Genomic DNA, 16,165 nt, shown 5'->3' with positions numbered 1-16,165 from the left:
AGTGGTGAACTTCGCAGGCTGTGAGGGGTGGTGGCCCGGCGTGCTCGGCTACGGAGCGGGCGCCGGCAGGAATCCGTCGATCAAGGTGCCCATGCCGCTGCGCCGTGCCTCGTCCCGGGCGAAGCGGGCCAGTGCCAGGTCGAGGACGCCGAGGCCGAACGGCGAGAACACCAGCGGCTTGCCGGGCTCCGGGTTCAGCCGCGCGGTGCCGCGCAGCAGCGCGCCGATACCGGCGTCGATGAAGTCGCGCCCGCCCGTCTCCCGCTCGGCGAGATGCAGTGAGGTGTTCTCACGGCAGACATGGCCGGGGTCGTCGACGACGTTGTGCTGGCTGAGGACCGCCGGCACGGTGAGGTCGCGCAGCGAGATGTGCAGCACGACCGCGCCGGGCGGACAGGCCCCGAGACCGGTGTACGGAGTGGCGGCCGTGGTCGCGAAGGACACCAGGTCGTGGGCGCCGAGCGCCTCGTCGAGGGAGGCGCAGTGGCGTACCTCCGCGTTCGGCAGCAGCCGCGCGTTCTCGGCGGTGAAGCGCCTGGCGCGCTCCGGGTCGGTGTCGTACACCGCGAGGGAACCGAGCTCGGGCCGCTCCGCGGCGAGGAAGCGCAGGATCTCGCGGTTGATGACGCCGCAGCCGATGAGCGTGACCCCGGACGGCCTGCGGCCGCCGAGGAGCAGCCGGGCGCCGAGCGCGGCCGAGGCGGCGGTGCGCTGCGCCGAGATCAGCGAGCCCTCGATGAGCGCCTCGGGATGCCCGTTCTCCAGCGAGTTCAGCAGGATGGCGGCGCTGGCGCGCTGGCTGCCGGCCGCGACATTGCCGGGGAACGAGGAGATCCATTTCATGCCGGCGACCTCGTCGGGGCTGTCGTCGGTCTTTCCGCCGAGATAGCCGGGCAGCCCGATGATCCGGTCCCTCGGCCGGCCGGGGAAGCGCAGGAAGACGGAGTGCGGAAGGCTGGTGCGTCCCTCGTCGTGCCGCTGGTAGGCGTCGGCGACGAGATCGATGACCTCCTTCTCGCGTCCGGCCAGCACTCCGGCCACCTCACGGTGCCTGATGATCAGCATGCCCCCACCGCCCCTGTGTGTTCGGGTTCTTTCCAAAGGTGCGAAACCTCGCCGAACTGGGCGCGGACCCAGTCGTCGGAGTAGATCGTGTCGAGATAGCGGTCACCGCGGTCGGGGAAGATCAGCACGCAGTTGCTCCCGGCCGGGATACGGTCGGCGAGCTTCCCGAGGGCGGCGGTCACGGCGCCGGACGAGCCGCCGGCGAGGATGGCCTCGCGCTGCGTCAGCGTCCGGCAGCCCACGACGCAGTCGAGGTCGGAGACGAGCACGACCTCGTCGGCCAGCGTCGGGTCGAACAACTCGGGGCGTACGGCCGCGCCGTGCCCCGGGAGCAGCCGTGGTCCCGAAGGGCCGCCGAACAGCACACTGCCCATCGCGTCGACCCCCACCAGCGTGGTGGAGAGCCCGCGCTCACGGATGTACCGGGCGCAGCCGGTCATGGTGCCGCCGGTGCCGGTGGAGCAGAAGAGATAGTCCACCCGGCCGTCCAGCGCCTGGTCGATCTCCCGCATGGTCTGTACGTGCGCCTGCGGATTGAGCGGGTTCGCGTACTGGTTGGGCCAGTACGCGCCGGGTGTGGAGTCCACCAGCTCGCGCACCCGCTTGACCCGCGTGGGCAGATACGCGCCGGTGTCCGGGTCGAGTGCGGTCACCATGTCGACCGTGACCTGGTAGGCCCGCAGGATGGCCAGGTTCTGCTGGGTGGTCTTGGGGTCCACCACACAGATGAAGTCCAGCCCGAAGTAGCGGCAGATCTGCGCGATTCCGATGGCCAGGTTGCCGGAGCTGGACTCCACCACCGTGGACCGGCCGGGCACCAGCTCGCCGTTACGGATCTTGCCGAGGAGCATCGACAGCGCCGATCTGTCCTTGACACTGCCGCCGGGGTTGAAGGCCTCCAGCTTGGCGAACACCCGCGAGGGGAAGCGGGGCAGCAGCCCGCTCAGCTCCACCAGATGGGTGTGGCCGACGGCGTCGAGAATCCCCGGGAGCACCGGCCGCGTCATGAGCCGTCGCCGGTACTGCCGCTGAGGGCCAGCAGCGAACGCTTCTCCGCGTCGTCCGTCAGCGGGATCCGGGCGATCCGGCGGTGCGGTGCGTCGGCGGCGGCCTCCAGGAAGCGGATGAACTGGTCGAACAGCCGCTCCACGGTGTCCCGTTCGAAGAGCGCCGTGTCGTAGCGCAGGGCCACGGTCAGCCCGTACACATCGCGGGTGACCTCCAGCGCCACATCGCACTGCCCCTCGAGGTGCGGGATCTCCAGATAGGTGGTGGTCAGACCGGCCACCTCGATCGGCTCGCCGGAGACCATCCCCTCCAGGCCGGGACCGAAGCGGTCCGTGGTCACCATGGTCATGGAGATCCGGAACAGCGGCCCCGCGACCGGTGCGTCCTGCGCGACCAGCGGGAACGGGTACGTGGCCCGTGCCGTCGCCTGCCGGATCCGCTCGTTGGCCGCCTTCATCGCGTCGCTGAGGGTGGTGTCCCGGTCGAACCGGCCCCGGATGATGAGCGGGTTGACGAAATATCCGACGACATCGGCGGCCGCGGACCGGCGGACCGAGGCCGGGCAGGCGATCAGGAAGTCGGTCTGGCCGGTGCAGCGGTTCAGCAGCGCCTGGAGGGCGCCGAGCGCCAGGGCGAACTGGGACACGCCCTGTTCGGCCGCGGTGCGCCTGACCCGTTCCGAGAGCTGATCGGGCAGCCGGCGCAGCAGGCTGGCGCCGGTGTTCGCCGGTGTGAGCGGCCGGGGCCGGTCGGTGGGCAGTTCGGCGGGTACGGAACCCGCGCACTGCTCACGCCAGTACTCCGCCTGCCGCTCTCCCCGGGGCGAGTCGAGCAGCGCCCGCTCCGTCTCGACGAAGGTCTCGTACGAGGCGGTGACCGGCCACCACCCGGGCTCCTTGCCGTCGGCGTACGCCTGGTACGCGGTCAGCAGGTCACGCCAGAGCAGCCACTGCGAGATGGCGTCGGTGGCGATGTGGTGGGTGATGACCACCACCACCGCGTCGGTACGGCGGCGCAGCATCACCGCGCGGAACGGTCCGTCCTCCGAGAGCCGGAAGGGCTTGCCGGCCTCCGCCTCGGTGAGCCGCTCCAGCTCCTCGTCGTCCACGTCCGGTACGTCCCGTACGGTCAGCTCGCCGATCTCCCCCGGCTTCCGGAGCAGCCTCCGGGGGTGACCGTCGGCCTCGACGTAGACCGAGCGCAGCATGGGGTGCCGTCCGGTGAGCGCACGTACCGCCCGCGCCAGGACCTCGGGATCCGGCGCGGGCTCCATGCGGACACCGCCCGCGAGGTTGTACGTCGCGCTGTCGGGGGCCAGTTTGTGGAGCAGCCAGAGCCCCTCCTGGCCCACTGACAGGGGCATCGCCCCGCTTCCGGGATCCGTGTGGTCCATGGGTCAGACTCCTGCCTTGCTCGCGGTCAGGAAGTCGACGACGTCGGTGACGCGGAGCAGGTCGCCGACCTTCTCGTCGGGCACCGACTGGCCGAAGTTCTTCTCCACGGCGGCCAGCAGGTCGATCCGGGTGAGGGAGTCCATGCCGAGCTCCTCGAAGCTCGACTCGGCGGTGACCTCGGCCTCCAGATCCGGCGCGGTGCGGACGGTCAGGCTGATGATCTCGGCGGTCAGTTCGTCTCTGGTCATGACGTTCCGTTTCTGCTGAAGGAAGGTGCGCGGGTGCGCGGACGAGCGGGTGTATCGGGGTGCGGCTGTGCGGTCGAGAGGCTGTGCGGCGGCCGGGCTACGGCATACGGACGACCTGGCCGGCGTACGTCAGGCCGGCGCCGAATCCGAGGAGCAGCACCTTCTCGCCGGGCGTGCTGCGGCCGCTCTCGCGGAGCCGGCTCAGTGCCAGAGGGACGGACGCCGCCGAGGTGTTGCCGGTGTCGACGACGTCGTTGACCACGCGCTCCGGCGGGAGTCCCAGGTTCTCGGTGAGCGTCTTGATGATGCGGTTGTTGGCCTGGTGCGGAACGAACCAGTCGATCTCCCGCAGGCTGATCCCGGCGGCCGCGCAGGCGCGGTGGGCGACGTCCGGCATGGTGGCCGTCGACCACTTGTAGACGAGCGGGCCGTTCATCGCGACGTACTCCCGGCCGTCCGCCTTCTCGGTGATGCCGAGGACGTTGTGCCGCGCGCCGTCGCTGCCCCAGACCGCCGGGCCGATGCCCGGCTCCTGCGAGCGGGAGACCACGGCGGCGCCGGCGCCGTCACCGAAGATGACGAAGGTGTCGGGGTCCTCGGGGTCGATCCAGTCACTGGTGCGCTCGGCGCCGACGACGAGCACATGGCGTGCCTCGCCGAGCCGGACGGCGTTGGAGGCCATCGCCAGCGAGTAGGTGAAGCCGGCACAGACCGCGTTCAGGTCGTACGCACCGGAGTTGGGCAGTCCGATACGGCTGGCCACCTCCGGGGCGATGCCGGGCATCCTGCGGCGGCGGGTGGCGGTGGCGACGATCGTCAGGTCCAGCTCGGCCGGGTCGACATCGGCCGTCACGAGGGCCTTCTCGCCCGCGGCCACCGACATGGTGACCAGGTCCTCCTGGTCGTTCGCGTGGTGCCGGGTCTTGATGCCGGTCCGCCCCTCGATCCACTTCGGGGAGACCGTCGTCAGCGGCGACAGCTCCTCGTTGGACACCAGCCGGCTCGGCCGGTAGGCGGCGATTCCGGAGATACGTGATCCGTAGATCTCGGTCATGTCTCCCTCAACTTCCCTGAGCCGTCAGACCTCCGACGGCTCCGCCATGGCCACGGCGATCCGCCGCGGCCCGGTGTACGGCTCGCGCGCGTGCGCGGCCAGCATGTTGTCGACGACCAGCACGTCGTCGCGCTGCCAGTCGAAGCGGACGGCCGCCGACCGGTAGGTGGCGCGCAGATGGTCCGTCACCTCGTCCGGGATGGCCGCGCCGTCGCCGTAGAAGGTGTTCGTGGGCAGGTCCTCATCGGCGAAGATCGCGCGCAGCCCGGCACCCACCTCCGGGGCGAGCGTGCTGACGTGGAAGAAGGTGGCGTGGTTGAACCACACCTCTTCGCCGCTGACGGGGTGGCGGTGCACCGCCTGCCGGACCGCGGTGGTGCGCAGACCGCCGTCGGGCCGCCATTCGGCCTCGATCCTGCGCTCCTTGCAGTACGCCACCACGGCGTCCTTGTCGGAGGTGTCGAACGCCTCCTGCCAGGGCACTCCGAACCCGGCGTGGAAGTTCCGTACGACCTGCCAGCCGCGCCGCTCGAACTCCTCGCGCACCTGCGGGTCGATCGCCCCGAGCACCTGCCGGATGTCGGCGAGCGGAGTGGCGCCCCGGGTGGCCGGCGGCTCGACGCAGTAGAAGTACAGCGTCCGCGGCCAGACCGCCTGGTAGGAGTTCTCGTTGTGGAGGAAGATCTCCTCGTTCTGCGGATAGTCGGTCGAGGTGTAGACCTGTCCCTTGATGGTGCTGCGGGGCGACGAGCGCTCCGCGTAGGCCAGCGGGGGCGTACCGGAGTAGGCCCGGACGACTCCGTCGAAGCCGTCCACGCCGCCGACCCCGAACCCGCGCAGCAGCAGCGCGCCGCGTGCGGCGAGCAGCTCGCGCAGCTCGGCGCGGTGCTCGGCGATGTAGCCGTGGATCCCGGTGCCGGGGGCGTCGGGCCGGCGCACTCCCGGTACGGTGCCGCTCCCCGCCCAGCCGGCGGGTACCTCTTCCGAGGTGATGGTCATGATCAACTCGCTCTGTCGTCGGGGAGTCTCGGGGAGTCGGCGCAGCGGGCGGGTCTCAGTCGGACATCGCCACCAGGACGCGGCGGTCGCCGGTGAAGGGCCGGCGGCCGTGCGCCAGCAGCACGTTGTCGATGAGCAGCAGATCGCCGGCTCGCCAGTCGACGTCGACAGCGGCCTCCAGGCCCCGGTCGCGGATCTGAGCGACGTACTCGGCGGGGATCGCGCTGCCGTCGGCGAAGGTCACCGACTGCGGCAGCTCGTCCTCGGACAGGATCGTGGCGAGCTCGGCCGCGGTCTCGTCGCCGAGCCCCGCCGGGTGCCACTGGTCGGCCTGGTTGAACCAGACCTCGGTGCCGGTGACCGGGTGCCTGGTGGTGGAGGGACGGTGGGACTCGACGCGCAGACTGCCGTCGCGCCGCCAGGCCCACTCCGCGCCGGCGTTCTTCAGGAAGGCCTCGACCTCCGCGCGCTCCGAGGTCTCGAAGGTGTCCTGCCAGCTCTTGCCGAGGCCGTAGCCGTCGTGCAGGTTCTGTACGTAGCGGACGCCGTCGGCGAAGGCGTCGCGCACCTCCTGGTCCAGTACGGCCAGCCAGCGGGCGGCGTCCAGCACGGGGGTGGCGCCGCCGCCACCGGGCTGCGTCTGGCAGAAGAACGCCAGCCGGGCCGGCCAGGCGTGCGCGTAGCTCATCTCGTTGTGCATGGAGATGGTGAACTCGCGCGGGTACTCCGTCGACGTGTAGACGTTGCCGCCGACCTTGGTACGCGGGGAGTTTCCGTGCACATAGGCGAGCCGGTTCGGCAGCAGCCGGTCCAGCGCCGCGTCCAGGGTGTCCGGGGTGATGCCGAACCCGCGGAAGACGAGCCCCTTCTCCTTCACCAGAGTCCCGGACAGGCCGAGCTCCAGTTCCGCCAGCCGGGTCAGCAGCCCGGCTGTCCCGCCTTCGCCCTTCGCCTCGATCTCCAGTGGCGCCCATGTCTCGGAAGTCGTCACGGGGCTGCTCCTCTCGGTCGTGCCGTCAGTGGTCAGATCGTCAGTCCGGACGGGATGTCCGCCAGCCGCCCGGCGATGTCGGCGGTCAGCTCCGCCTCCCGGGGGACGAGATAGAAGTGGTCTCCCGGGAAGGACCGCAGGGCGAAGCCGCCCGTGGTCAGCTCCCGCCAGGCCAGCACCTGTTCGCGGGAGCAGCCGTAATCCCGGTCCCCCTGGTACGCGATGACCGGAGCGCGCAGCCGCACCGGGTTCTCCGGGTGGTACGTCTCGATCAGCCGGTAGTCGGAACGCAGCACCGGCAGCAGCAGCTCGCGGAGTTCGGGGACGGCGTACGGGTCGCCGCCCAGGGTGCCCAGCCGGGACACCCCGGCGACCAGCACCTCGTCGGCGGCCCGGTGCAGGGCCGTACGGGGCGTGCGGTGCGGTGCGTTGCGGCCGGAGAGCATGACCAGGACCGGGCCCGCGCCCGCCTCCAGCCGCGCCACCTCGCCCGCTTCCAGCCACCCCGCCACCTCGTAGGCCACCGCGGCGCCCATGCTGTGCCCGAAGAACACCAGCGGCAGATCGCGGTACGGGGTGAGTGCCTCGGAGATCCGGCCGGCCAGTTCGTCCATCGACTCGACGCACGGCTCGGACAGCCGCTCCTGCCGGCCCGGGTAGCGGACGGCGAGCACCTCGATGTCCGCGGGCAGCCGCGCGGGCCAGCCGTGGAAGAGCTGGGCGTTGCCGCCGGCGTGCGGGAAGCAGACCAGCCGCAGCCGCGGCCGGTCCGTCCGCGCGTACCTGCGGAACCAGATCTCCGGAGCACTCACAGCGCCATGCCTCCGTCGATACGGAAGACCTGGCCGGTGATGTACTCGGCCTGCGGGGAGGCCAGGTAGGACACGAGCGCGGCCACCTCGCCGGGCGTACCGAACCGCCCGAGCGGGATCCGGGTCAGGGCCTCCTTCGCCACCGCCTCCGGCACGCCCGCCACCATCTCGGTGTCGATGAACCCGGGCGCCACCGCGTTGGCCCGCACGCCGAACCGGCCGAACTCCTTGGCCAGCGCCTGGGTCAGGCCGATGATCCCGGCCTTGGAGGCGGAGTAGTTGGTCTGTCCCGCGTTCCCGACGACCCCGGCCACGGACGAGAGGGTGACCACCGTTCCCGACCGGCGCCGGATCATCGCGCGGACCACGGAGCGGAGCACGTTGTACGTACCGTCGAGATTGGTACGCAGCACCGAGTCCCAGTCGTCGTCCGACATCAGTGCCAGCGGCCGGTCACGGGTGATACCGGCGGAGGTCACCACCGCCGACACCGGGCCGAGCTCCGACTCGGTGTCGGCCACGAAGCCCCTGACCTCGGTCCGGTCGCCGACATCGACGCGGCGGATCAGCGCCCGCCGCCCCACGGCCCTGATCTCCTTCTCCACCATCTCCGCGGCGGCTTCGTCCGACCGGTAGCAGATCGCCACGTCGAAACCGTCCCGCGCGAGCCGGGTCGCCACCGCCCGGCCGATGCCGCGCGAGCCGCCGGTCACCAGTGCGACCTGTGCCTCTTGGTCGGACATGCCGCCCTCCATTCGTTCGAATGGGTCGAGCGTGCGTTTGGCGGCTATACGTGGCCTATACGGTCTCCAGCAAGGCCGTCGCGGAGCCCCTCACCGCCGGTACGGTGAGCGGTCATGACCTCGCTTCCCCCACCTGCTCCGGTCGGCGCGGGCCTGCTGGCACCGCTGCTCCCCGCGCGGGTCACCGTCGTCGACACCTTCCACGACAGCACCGGGGCCGTCCTGTTCCCGGCGGAGGAGGCCCTGCTGACCAGGGCCGTACCCAAGCGCCGGCAGGAGTTCACCACCGCGCGGCACTGCGCCCGCGCCGCGCTGGCCCGGCTGGGCATACCGCCCGCGCCGATCCTGCCCGACCCGCGCGGCGCGCCGGGGTGGCCCGAAGGCATCGTCGGCAGCCTCACGCACTGCGTCGGCTACCGCGCGGCGGCGGTGGCCGAAACCAGCGCGGTGGCGGCCCTCGGAATCGACGCCGAACCGGCCGAACCGCTGCGCGATCCCGATGTGCTGGCGATGATCGCCGACGCGGGCGAACGCGCCGCACTCGACGAGCTGGCGGCCGGGCATCCTGACATCCCCTGGGACCGGCTGCTGTTCAGCGCCAAGGAGTCCGTCTACAAGACCTGGTATCCGCTCACCCGGCAGTGGCTGGGTTTCCATGAGGCCCGGGTCGTCCTGGACCCCGACGGCACCTTCACCGCCGCCCTGCTGGTCCCAGGACCCACCCTGGCCGGAATCCCGCTCACCGGTTTCACCGGCCGCTGGCGGGTCGGCGACGGCCTCGCCGTCACCGCCGTCGCGGTGCCCGCCGTACCCCCCGCACCCCCCGGGCCCGCCTGAGGACAGTCGCGCGCACGCCATACGTTAGAAATGAGCCATCGGTTCGGCGGCAATCCGGGGGCGGGTATGACGGGGCACGGGCACGGGCACGGGCACGGCATACCCGACGACTATCTGTCGGGGTACGCGCACCTCCTCGAAGCCGTCGCCACCACCGGCCGCCGGCTCACCCGGGACGAGATCCAGGACCGCAGGACGCTCGGCGAGCAGGCCGCGGAAGCCGGCTACGGACTGCGCGCCCTGGTCGGCGCGCATCTCGCCGCGGCCCGCGCCCACTGGCCCGGCACGGACTCGGCCGACAGCGTGCTCGCCGCCATGGAACAGGCCGTCGACGCGTTCGCCGAAGGGTACGAGCGGGCGCAGCGGCTGGCCGTACGCCAGGAGGCGGCCGCGCGCCGGGAGTTCATCGACGACCTGCTGTACGGGCGCAGTGATCTGGGACGGCTGGCGGAGCGTGCCGAGCGGTTCGGGCTGCGGCTCGCCCACACGCATGCGGTGGCGGTCGCCGAGGGCGCGGCGGCGTACGACGAGGGGGACGCCGTACCGCGCGCCGTGGAACGGGCCCTGATCAGCAGGTTCGGCGACCGCAGCATTCTGCTCACCACCAAGACCGGCCGGCTGGTGTGCGTCGTGCCGGGGGACCAGGACGACGAGGTGCTCGGCTACTTCGCCAAGCAGGCGTTCGCCGCCACCGACGGCGGCCGGGTCGCCATCGGCCGCCCGCGGCCCGGGGTGGGCGGCGTCGTCCAGTCGTACGAAGAGGCGCTCAACGTCCTCGACCTCGCCGAGCGGCTGGACCTGGACGATCCCGTACTGCGCGCCTCCGACCTGCTCGTCTACCCGGTCCTCACCCGCGACCGGCAGGCCATGACGGAGCTGGTTCTCAGCGCGCTCGGCCCGCTGGAGGCGGCGCGCGGCGGCGCCCAGCCGCTCATCGACACACTCACCACCTACTTCGACGCGGGGTGTGTGGCCGCGGAGGCCGCGCGGCGGCTGTCCTTGAGCGTACGGGCCCTGACGTACCGCCTGGAGAGAATCCACCGGCTCACCGGCGCCGACCCCGCCGATCCCGTACACCGCTACACCCTGCAGACGGCGGTGATCGGGGCCAGGCTGCTGGGCTGGCCCGCCACCACGTTCTGACCTGCCCGCTGCCGTGCCGGCGGCCGACAACGGGTCGGCATTAAGAACGCGTTAAGACTGCCGGAAACCGGCAATGCGCGATGACGCATATGGGTGGGATCATCACCTTGGCCGAGGGGATCGGCCGCAGCGGGGGAGGGGGATCCGATGACCTTGTTTCTCGGTCTCGGCATCGCGGGCATCGTCTTGCTCGCCCTGTCGCTGGTCTTCGACGGGATACTCGAAGGGCTTTTCGACGGGGTAGGGGCGCTGGACGGGCTCTTCGACGGTCTGCTGTCACTGCCGGTGATCGCCGGTTTTGTCTCGATGCTCGGTTTCGGCGGAGCGATCGTGCTGGGTACGACGGATCTCGGCGCCGGACCGGCCGCCGTCACGGGGGCGGCGGCCGGTGTCGGGGCCGCGTGGCTGACCTGGAAGTTCAGCCGGGCACTGATGCGCGACCAGACCGTGGCGACACCGCGGGGCGACGACCTCGTGGGCACCGCGGGCACCGTGGTCACCGCGATACCGGCCGTCGGGTACGGCGAAGTGCTGCTGCGACTCGGCGGCCAGCCGGTGAAGTTCGCCGCCAAGTGCGCACAGCCTGTGGAGTACGGCGCCGAGATCTGGGTGGAAGCCACGCTGTCGGCGACCTCCGTCTCGGTGCGCCCCGTCCAGCGCTGAACCATTTGATCCGCCGTCCCCCGGAAGGCATTCGGCCATCCGCCGGAAGGCAAGGGAGAGAGCCCATGAGTCCAGTCGTCATAGCCGTGCTGGGGGTCGTCGTACTCGTCGTCCTGCTGGCACTCGTCGTCATCACGCGCTACAAGGTCGCCGGGCCCAGCGAGGCGTTCATCGTCACCGGCCGGCGCGGCAAGCAGTCGACCGACCCGACCACGGGCCGGGTGTCCATGGACACCAGCGGCCAGAAGGTCGTGGTGGGCGGCGGAGTCTTCGTCGTGCCGTTCGTCCAGCAGAAGTTCACGCTCGACCTGTCCAGCCGGCACATTCCGGTCGCCGTGCGCGGCGCGGTCACGCTGCGCGGGGTGAAGGCCAATCTCGAAGGCGTCGCCATCGTCAAGGTCGGCGGCACGGAGGACTCCATCAGGGCCGCGGCCCAGCGGTTCCTCCAGCAGCAGGGCGGCATCGTCGGCTTCACCCAGGAAGTGCTGTCGGGCGCGCTGCGCTCCATCGTCGGCCGTATGTCGGTCGAGGACATCATCCGCGACCGGGCGGCCTTCGCCGGGCAGGTCGCGGAGGAGGCCGAGGCGAGCCTGTCCGGGCAGGGGCTGGTGCTGGACGCCTTCCAGATCCAGGACATCACCACCGAGGGCTCGTACCTGGAGGACCTCGGCCGTCCCGAGGCCGCGCGGGCCAAGCAGGAAGCCGATATCGCCGAGGCGGTGGCGCGCCGCGCCGCCGAGCAGGCCCGGCTGAAGGCCGAGGAAGAGATCGCCATCGCCCAGCGGACCTTCTATCTGAAGCAGGCCGAGATCAAGGCCGAGACCGACGAGGCCGCGGCGCGTGCGGCCGCCGCGGGGCCGCTGGCCCAGGCGGCGCGCGAGCAGGACGTGCTCATGGAGCAGGAGAAGGTCGCCCAGCGCCAGGCCGCGCTGACCGACCGCGAGCTCGACACCAAGGTCCGTAAGCCCGCCGACGCGGCGCGCTACCAGGCCGAGCAGGAGGCAGAGGCCCGGCGTATCGCGCTGGTCAAGCAGGCCGAGGCCGACGCGGAACGGTCCCGGCTGACCGGTGAGGGCGAGAAGGCGCACCGCGCGGCGCTCGCCGAGGCGGTACGGATCGAGGGCGAGGCGGAGGCCGACGCCATCGCCGCGAGGGGTGCGGCCGAGGCGGACGCGATGCACAAGAAGGCCGACGCGTTCGCGCGGTACGGCGACGCGGCCGTGCTGCAGATGCTGGTCGAGGTGCTGCCGCAGGTGGTGGCCAAGGCGTCCGAGCCGCTGAGCGCGGTGGACAAGATGACGGTGATCTCCACGGACGGCGCCGGGCAGCTGGCCCGTACCGTCGCGGACAATGTCGCCCAGGGCGTCGAACTCCTCAGCTCCACCACGGGAGTCGACCTCGCGGCGCTGCTGAAGGGCATGACGGCGAGCAGGACGGCCGTACCCGCGGCGGCGGCCGTGGCGGCCCCGGAGCCCAAGGGCGGCGTGGGCAACGGCCGGGTCGAGGTCACGGACTGACGGCCTGACGCGCTGACGCTCTGACGCGCGGGGACGTAGAGGTATACGGCACGGAGGGGGCCCGTCGGCGAAAAGCCGGCCGGGCCCCCTCCGTGCTGTCGGGCCCCTCCGTGCTGTCGGGCCCCTCCGTGCTGTCGGGCCCCTCCGTGCTGTCGCCCGGGTCGCCCTTCGAGGAGCGCGCGTGGAAGGTCAACTTCCCGCTCCCACGCCCACCCGATCGGGCGGTGTGAGCCGTCGGGCCGGGCGTGTCATCGGTGCGGACCGTGAGGATCACCAGCAGCGGCGCTTCGACCAGCGGAATCGGTCTGCCGCTGCCCGCACACGGCTGCAACTGATCAAGGGGAGTATCGATGGCCAATGAGCTGAAGTACGGCGACCGGATCCACCTGCAGAACGCGTACAACAACTGGGCAGGCGGCTATCTGGATACCAACGGGCACAGCAGCGACTCCGGCGGCAAGTACGCGGTCTCCACCGCGGACTCACCCACCCGCGGGGCCGGCACCGGCACCTGGGAGGTCCTCTCCGCCACCGACAAGGCCGCCGGCACCCCCGTGGCGAGCGGGGACCTGATCCAGCTGCGCAACCTCTACGGCGGCGACGGCGGGTACCTCGACACCAACGGGCACGCGGGCGCCGACCAGAAGACCGCGGGCGCCAAGTACAACGTCTCCACCTCCAAGGACAGGGACCGCGCCCCCGGCAGCGGCACCGGCCGCTGGCGGGTCTTCGCCCAGACCTCCAGCCCCGGCGACCAGAACGTCCGCATCGGCGACGTGATCCACCTGTGGAACACGTACGCCGACAACGGCGGCTTCCTGGAGACCAACGGGCACGGCCCGGCCGGCGGCAAGTACGACGTGTGCACCAACGCGTACTACAACCGCGCGGAGAACGTGGCGGACTGGAAGCTCCACCGGGCGTAACGCCCGTACCCGCGCCGCACGGCGAAGCGGCCCACCCGGGCACGGGCCGGGCGGGCCGCTTCGTCACGCCGGAGATCACGGAAAGCGTTTACGATCCCGCCCGGCGGTAACCCGCTGTAGCAGACAGAAGCCTCGCGTGAGGCCGTGTGAGCGCGCGTGAGGAAGGCACTGCGAAAGGCGGGACCATGTCCGTGACCACCCTCGCCATCCTGGGAGTGGCGGTGGCAATCGTCATCGCGCTGCTGCTCGCCCGACCGGTGAAGGAGGCCGGAACCCGCGACGTACGCCGCCGCTTCGGATCCGAGTTCGACCGCGTCACCGCCCGGCACGGCGGGAACAGCAAGGCGGCCGGGCGGGAGCTGAGCCGGCGCCTGCGGCGCTTCCGCGGGCTGCGCGTCAAGAGCCTGTCCGTACAGGAGCGTGAGCAGTACGCGGCCCAGTGGGACGGCCTCCAGGAGCAGTTCATCGACTGCCCCGGCGCGGTCGCGGCCAAGGCGAATCAGCTGCTGAGCCATCTGGCGACCGGCCGCGGTTTCCCGGCCGAGTCCCGTGACCTCCAGTTCGAGGCCCTGTCCGTGCACCACCCGGAGCAGGTGGAGGGCGGCCGCAGCCTGCACGAGGCGGCCCAGCAGGCCGCGTCGGGCACGGCCGACGCCGAGACCATGCGGAGCGCCATGGTCGCCGGCCGCGCACTCTTCGACGCACTGGTCAAGGAGCGGCCGCAGGACCACACCGCCCTCGACCCCGCGCGCACCGCTCCGGGCGGCCGGGACCGGTCTCAGCGGACGCGGCCCACTCCCACGTAGAAGGAGCTGTGCTCGTTCGCGGGAGCCGGGGACTCCTTGTACCACCGCGGGGCCGTCACCAGCCCGGGGTCCACCATGTCCAGGCCCTCGAAGAACCGCTGGACCTCGGCGCGGGTACGGAGCCGCAGCGATATGCCGCCCTTTCCGTACGCGCCGGTGACCCGGCCCACCAGGTTCTCCGGCTGGAAGTCGGCGGTCCCGTGCGAGAACACCAGACAGCTGCCGGACGGCAGCGCGTCCACCAGGGTGCGGGTGATCGTGTACGGGTCGTCGTCGTCGGGGAGGAAGTGCATGAGGGCGATCAGGGACAGCGCGATGGGCCGGTCGAAGTCCAGCAGGCCGCGGGCGTGGTCGAGGATCTCCTGCGGCGCGCGTACATCCGCCTCGATGTAGTCGGTGACGCCCTCCGGCGTGCTGATCAGCAGGGCTTCCGCGTGGCGCAGGACGATGGGGTCGTTGTCCGTGTAGACCACGCGGGACGCGGGGGCGATGCCCTGGACGATCTGGTGCAGATTCGGCTCGGTGGGGATTCCCGTACCGATGTCGAGGTACTGGTCGATGCCGCTGCGCGCCACCCAGGCGACCGCGCGGTGCATGAAGGCCCGGTTCAGCCGGGCGTCCATCTTGGAGGCCTCGGGCAGCTTCAGCGCCACCTCGTGGTCGACCGGGTAGTTGTCCTTGCCGCCGAGGAGATAGTCGTACACCCGCGCCGGGTGCGGCTTGCTGGTGTCGACCTGGGGCTTGGGGCTGGCTGCCGTCATGGGGAACTCCGTTGCGTGTCCGAACAAGTGGGGCACCGCCGTAAGCGGCCGTGGGCGAGTACTCACAGCTCTTTACGGAAGTCGATGAGGATCTCTCGGGTGCGGCGTGCGGTCTCCGCGTGGGCCACCATGCGGTCCATCGCCTCCATGTGCTCCCATACCTCGCGCGTGTTGTCGAGGTAGAGCGCGCCCGTCAGGTATTCGACATAGACCATGTCGGGCAGTTCGGGGACGGCGAAGCGGAACAGGACGAACGGGCTGTAGGTGCCCGGGTGATGGCCGGAGGCGAACTCGGCGATCTGAAGCGTCACGTTCGGCAGTTCGGTCATGTTCAGCAGATGATCGATCTGCTCCCGCATGATGGCGGTCGAGCCGGCCTGGCGGCGCAGCACGGTTTCGTCGATCACGGCCCAGAAGGCCGGAGGTCTGGAGCGGACGAGCAGCGCCTGACGCTCCATGCGCAGCGCGACCAGACGGTCGATCCGGGCGGGATCGTGCCGTCCGACCTCGCCGAAGGTGAGGATCGCGTGGGCGTAGTCCTCGGTCTGGAGCAGTCCCGGCACGAAGTGCGGCTCGTAGGCCCGGATGGTCTTGGCGGCCTGTTCGAGGCTGACATGGCCGCCGAACCAGTCCGGCAGAACGTCGTGATAGCTCTGCCACCAGCCGGGCTTGCGGGCCTCGTCGGCCATGGCGAGGAAGGTGGCGGCCTCGTCCTCGGGTAAGCCGTACGCCGGCAGCAGTATCTGTATGTACGGGATCTTCAGCCCGACCTCGGCCATCTCCATCCGGCGGACGGTCGCGGCGGCCACCCGGAGCAGCTTCCCCGCCTGCTCACGACTGAGGCCCGCGCGCTCGCGAAGGGCCTGGAGCTGTCTGCTGAGGACGAGTTGACCGATCGTCGGAGCAGAACGCGGCTCACTCACGCGCCACCTCCGAGCACCACCATCCGGGCAGTGTGCCACAAGCGCTGTGACACGTGTACGCCGCAGCCGGTAGTTCTGGATCACACGATGCGTTCCGGCCACGCGCCGTACGGGAGCGCTCCCGCACCACGCTCCCGCGCACGACGGCCCCCGGGGTCGCGCCACTACGGAGCGTAAAGGTGAACCCATGGCATCTATAGGGATACCTTCCAGTGACCGGCGGATGGCGACCGCCGGTTAGCATCGATCATCCGCCGCCGATGAGAGCTGGAGTG

Annotated in this window: 17 protein-coding genes; 6 read left to right on the top strand and 11 right to left on the bottom strand. The window is 71.1% G+C overall.

Translation table 11 applies throughout. The features are described from left to right. Positions 1 to 48 precede the first annotated feature (48 nt). From sbnB to fabG, 9 genes are all read right to left on the bottom strand, one after another. Positions 49 to 1,065: a 2,3-diaminopropionate biosynthesis protein SbnB gene (sbnB, locus tag ACFVWW_RS10310; RefSeq protein WP_386877169.1), complete on the bottom strand. Its 1,017-nt coding sequence runs from the start codon at positions 1,063 to 1,065 to the stop codon at positions 49 to 51. Further along, entirely contained in the window at positions 1,059 to 2,072 is a 1,014-nt protein-coding gene (gene sbnA, locus ACFVWW_RS10305) for a 2,3-diaminopropionate biosynthesis protein SbnA (protein WP_384179195.1), read from the bottom strand. The genes sbnB and sbnA overlap by 7 nt, the downstream gene beginning before the upstream one ends. Then, the gene (locus ACFVWW_RS10300) at positions 2,069 to 3,466 is read right to left on the bottom strand and encodes a condensation domain-containing protein (protein ID WP_384179193.1); all 1,398 of its coding nucleotides are present in this window, start codon (positions 3,464 to 3,466) and stop codon (positions 2,069 to 2,071) included. Before ACFVWW_RS10300 ends, sbnA begins: the two co-directional genes overlap by 4 nt. Positions 3,467 to 3,469: 3 nt before the next feature. Beyond that, complete coding sequence (locus tag ACFVWW_RS10295) at positions 3,470 to 3,715, bottom strand: acyl carrier protein (RefSeq protein ID WP_384179191.1); 246 nt, start codon at positions 3,713 to 3,715, stop codon at positions 3,470 to 3,472. 97 nt (positions 3,716 to 3,812) lie between these two features. Continuing rightward, the gene (locus ACFVWW_RS10290) at positions 3,813 to 4,769 is read right to left on the bottom strand and encodes a beta-ketoacyl-ACP synthase III (RefSeq protein ID WP_384179189.1); all 957 of its coding nucleotides are present in this window, start codon (positions 4,767 to 4,769) and stop codon (positions 3,813 to 3,815) included. Positions 4,770 to 4,793: 24 nt separating this feature from the next. Then, the gene (locus tag ACFVWW_RS10285) at positions 4,794 to 5,768 is read right to left on the bottom strand and encodes a TauD/TfdA family dioxygenase (protein ID WP_386877166.1); all 975 of its coding nucleotides are present in this window, start codon (positions 5,766 to 5,768) and stop codon (positions 4,794 to 4,796) included. A gap of 55 nt (positions 5,769 to 5,823) precedes the next feature. Further along, positions 5,824 to 6,759 carry a TauD/TfdA family dioxygenase gene (locus ACFVWW_RS10280; RefSeq protein ID WP_384179186.1) on the bottom strand — a complete coding sequence of 312 codons (936 nt, stop codon included), beginning with the start codon at positions 6,757 to 6,759 and terminating at the stop codon, positions 5,824 to 5,826. Positions 6,760 to 6,791: 32 nt separating this feature from the next. Next, entirely contained in the window at positions 6,792 to 7,571 is a 780-nt protein-coding gene (locus ACFVWW_RS10275; protein ID WP_386877164.1) for a thioesterase II family protein, read from the bottom strand. Continuing rightward, on the bottom strand, positions 7,568 to 8,314 hold the full coding sequence (fabG, locus tag ACFVWW_RS10270; protein WP_384179182.1) for a 3-oxoacyl-[acyl-carrier-protein] reductase: 747 nt from the start codon (positions 8,312 to 8,314) through the stop codon (positions 7,568 to 7,570). Before fabG ends, ACFVWW_RS10275 begins: the two co-directional genes overlap by 4 nt. Positions 8,315 to 8,428: 114 nt before the next feature. On the opposite strand from fabG, the gene ACFVWW_RS10265 reads away from it, so the two are divergent. The 6 genes from ACFVWW_RS10265 (at position 8,429) to ACFVWW_RS10240 (ending at position 14,206) form a co-directional block, all read left to right on the top strand. Beyond that, the gene (locus tag ACFVWW_RS10265; RefSeq protein ID WP_386877162.1) at positions 8,429 to 9,151 is read left to right on the top strand and encodes a 4'-phosphopantetheinyl transferase; all 723 of its coding nucleotides are present in this window, start codon (positions 8,429 to 8,431) and stop codon (positions 9,149 to 9,151) included. 66 nt (positions 9,152 to 9,217) lie between these two features. Then, on the top strand, positions 9,218 to 10,294 hold the full coding sequence (locus ACFVWW_RS10260; protein WP_386877387.1) for a PucR family transcriptional regulator: 1,077 nt from the start codon (positions 9,218 to 9,220) through the stop codon (positions 10,292 to 10,294). Positions 10,295 to 10,441: 147 nt separating this feature from the next. Beyond that, positions 10,442 to 10,957 carry a hypothetical protein gene (locus tag ACFVWW_RS10255; RefSeq protein WP_384179178.1) on the top strand — a complete coding sequence of 172 codons (516 nt, stop codon included), beginning with the start codon at positions 10,442 to 10,444 and terminating at the stop codon, positions 10,955 to 10,957. A 65-nt stretch (positions 10,958 to 11,022) separates the two neighbouring features. Then, positions 11,023 to 12,474, top strand: a complete 1,452-nt coding sequence (locus ACFVWW_RS10250; protein WP_386877160.1) for a flotillin family protein — start codon at positions 11,023 to 11,025, stop codon at positions 12,472 to 12,474. Between the two features lie 350 nt (positions 12,475 to 12,824). Then, positions 12,825 to 13,400 carry a hypothetical protein gene (locus tag ACFVWW_RS10245; RefSeq protein WP_384179174.1) on the top strand — a complete coding sequence of 192 codons (576 nt, stop codon included), beginning with the start codon at positions 12,825 to 12,827 and terminating at the stop codon, positions 13,398 to 13,400. A gap of 185 nt (positions 13,401 to 13,585) precedes the next feature. Further along, on the top strand, positions 13,586 to 14,206 hold the full coding sequence (locus tag ACFVWW_RS10240) for a hypothetical protein (protein WP_384328590.1): 621 nt from the start codon (positions 13,586 to 13,588) through the stop codon (positions 14,204 to 14,206). Here ACFVWW_RS10240 and ACFVWW_RS10235 read toward each other — a convergent pair. Further along, positions 14,179 to 14,967, bottom strand: a complete 789-nt coding sequence (locus ACFVWW_RS10235) for an SAM-dependent methyltransferase (protein WP_384179171.1) — start codon at positions 14,965 to 14,967, stop codon at positions 14,179 to 14,181. The genes ACFVWW_RS10240 and ACFVWW_RS10235 overlap by 28 nt on opposite strands. Positions 14,968 to 15,029: 62 nt before the next feature. After that, entirely contained in the window at positions 15,030 to 15,890 is an 861-nt protein-coding gene (locus tag ACFVWW_RS10230; protein WP_384179169.1) for a helix-turn-helix domain-containing protein, read from the bottom strand. Positions 15,891 to 16,165 lie beyond the last annotated feature (275 nt).

Source organism: Streptomyces sp. NPDC058198 (assembly GCF_042882605.1).
In the GTDB taxonomy this organism is placed as follows: Bacteria; Actinomycetota; Actinomycetes; order Streptomycetales; family Streptomycetaceae; genus Streptomyces.
The sequence above is the reverse complement of the archived record's forward strand: the minus strand, read 5'-3'. Positions and strand labels throughout refer to the sequence as shown.

What these genes read in the sequence shown, in the direction of transcription:
- sbnB (WP_386877169.1), bottom strand. Translation starts at nt 1,065, where the DNA reads ATGCTGATCATCAGGCACCGTGAGGTGGCCGGAGTGCTGGCCGGACGC.
- ACFVWW_RS10235 (WP_384179171.1), bottom strand. Translation starts at nt 14,967, where the DNA reads ATGACGGCAGCCAGCCCCAAGCCCCAGGTCGACACCAGCAAGCCGCAC.
- ACFVWW_RS10295 (WP_384179191.1), bottom strand. Translation starts at nt 3,715, where the DNA reads ATGACCAGAGACGAACTGACCGCCGAGATCATCAGCCTGACCGTCCGC.
- ACFVWW_RS10300 (WP_384179193.1), bottom strand. Translation starts at nt 3,466, where the DNA reads ATGGACCACACGGATCCCGGAAGCGGGGCGATGCCCCTGTCAGTGGGC.
- ACFVWW_RS10260 (WP_386877387.1), top strand. Translation starts at nt 9,218, where the DNA reads ATGACGGGGCACGGGCACGGGCACGGGCACGGCATACCCGACGACTAT.
- ACFVWW_RS10255 (WP_384179178.1), top strand. Translation starts at nt 10,442, where the DNA reads ATGACCTTGTTTCTCGGTCTCGGCATCGCGGGCATCGTCTTGCTCGCC.
- fabG (WP_384179182.1), bottom strand. Translation starts at nt 8,314, where the DNA reads ATGTCCGACCAAGAGGCACAGGTCGCACTGGTGACCGGCGGCTCGCGC.
- ACFVWW_RS10285 (WP_386877166.1), bottom strand. Translation starts at nt 5,768, where the DNA reads ATGACCATCACCTCGGAAGAGGTACCCGCCGGCTGGGCGGGGAGCGGC.
- ACFVWW_RS10265 (WP_386877162.1), top strand. Translation starts at nt 8,429, where the DNA reads ATGACCTCGCTTCCCCCACCTGCTCCGGTCGGCGCGGGCCTGCTGGCA.
- sbnA (WP_384179195.1), bottom strand. Translation starts at nt 2,072, where the DNA reads ATGACGCGGCCGGTGCTCCCGGGGATTCTCGACGCCGTCGGCCACACC.
- ACFVWW_RS10245 (WP_384179174.1), top strand. Translation starts at nt 12,825, where the DNA reads ATGGCCAATGAGCTGAAGTACGGCGACCGGATCCACCTGCAGAACGCG.
- ACFVWW_RS10290 (WP_384179189.1), bottom strand. Translation starts at nt 4,769, where the DNA reads ATGACCGAGATCTACGGATCACGTATCTCCGGAATCGCCGCCTACCGG.
- ACFVWW_RS10250 (WP_386877160.1), top strand. Translation starts at nt 11,023, where the DNA reads ATGAGTCCAGTCGTCATAGCCGTGCTGGGGGTCGTCGTACTCGTCGTC.
- ACFVWW_RS10240 (WP_384328590.1), top strand. Translation starts at nt 13,586, where the DNA reads ATGTCCGTGACCACCCTCGCCATCCTGGGAGTGGCGGTGGCAATCGTC.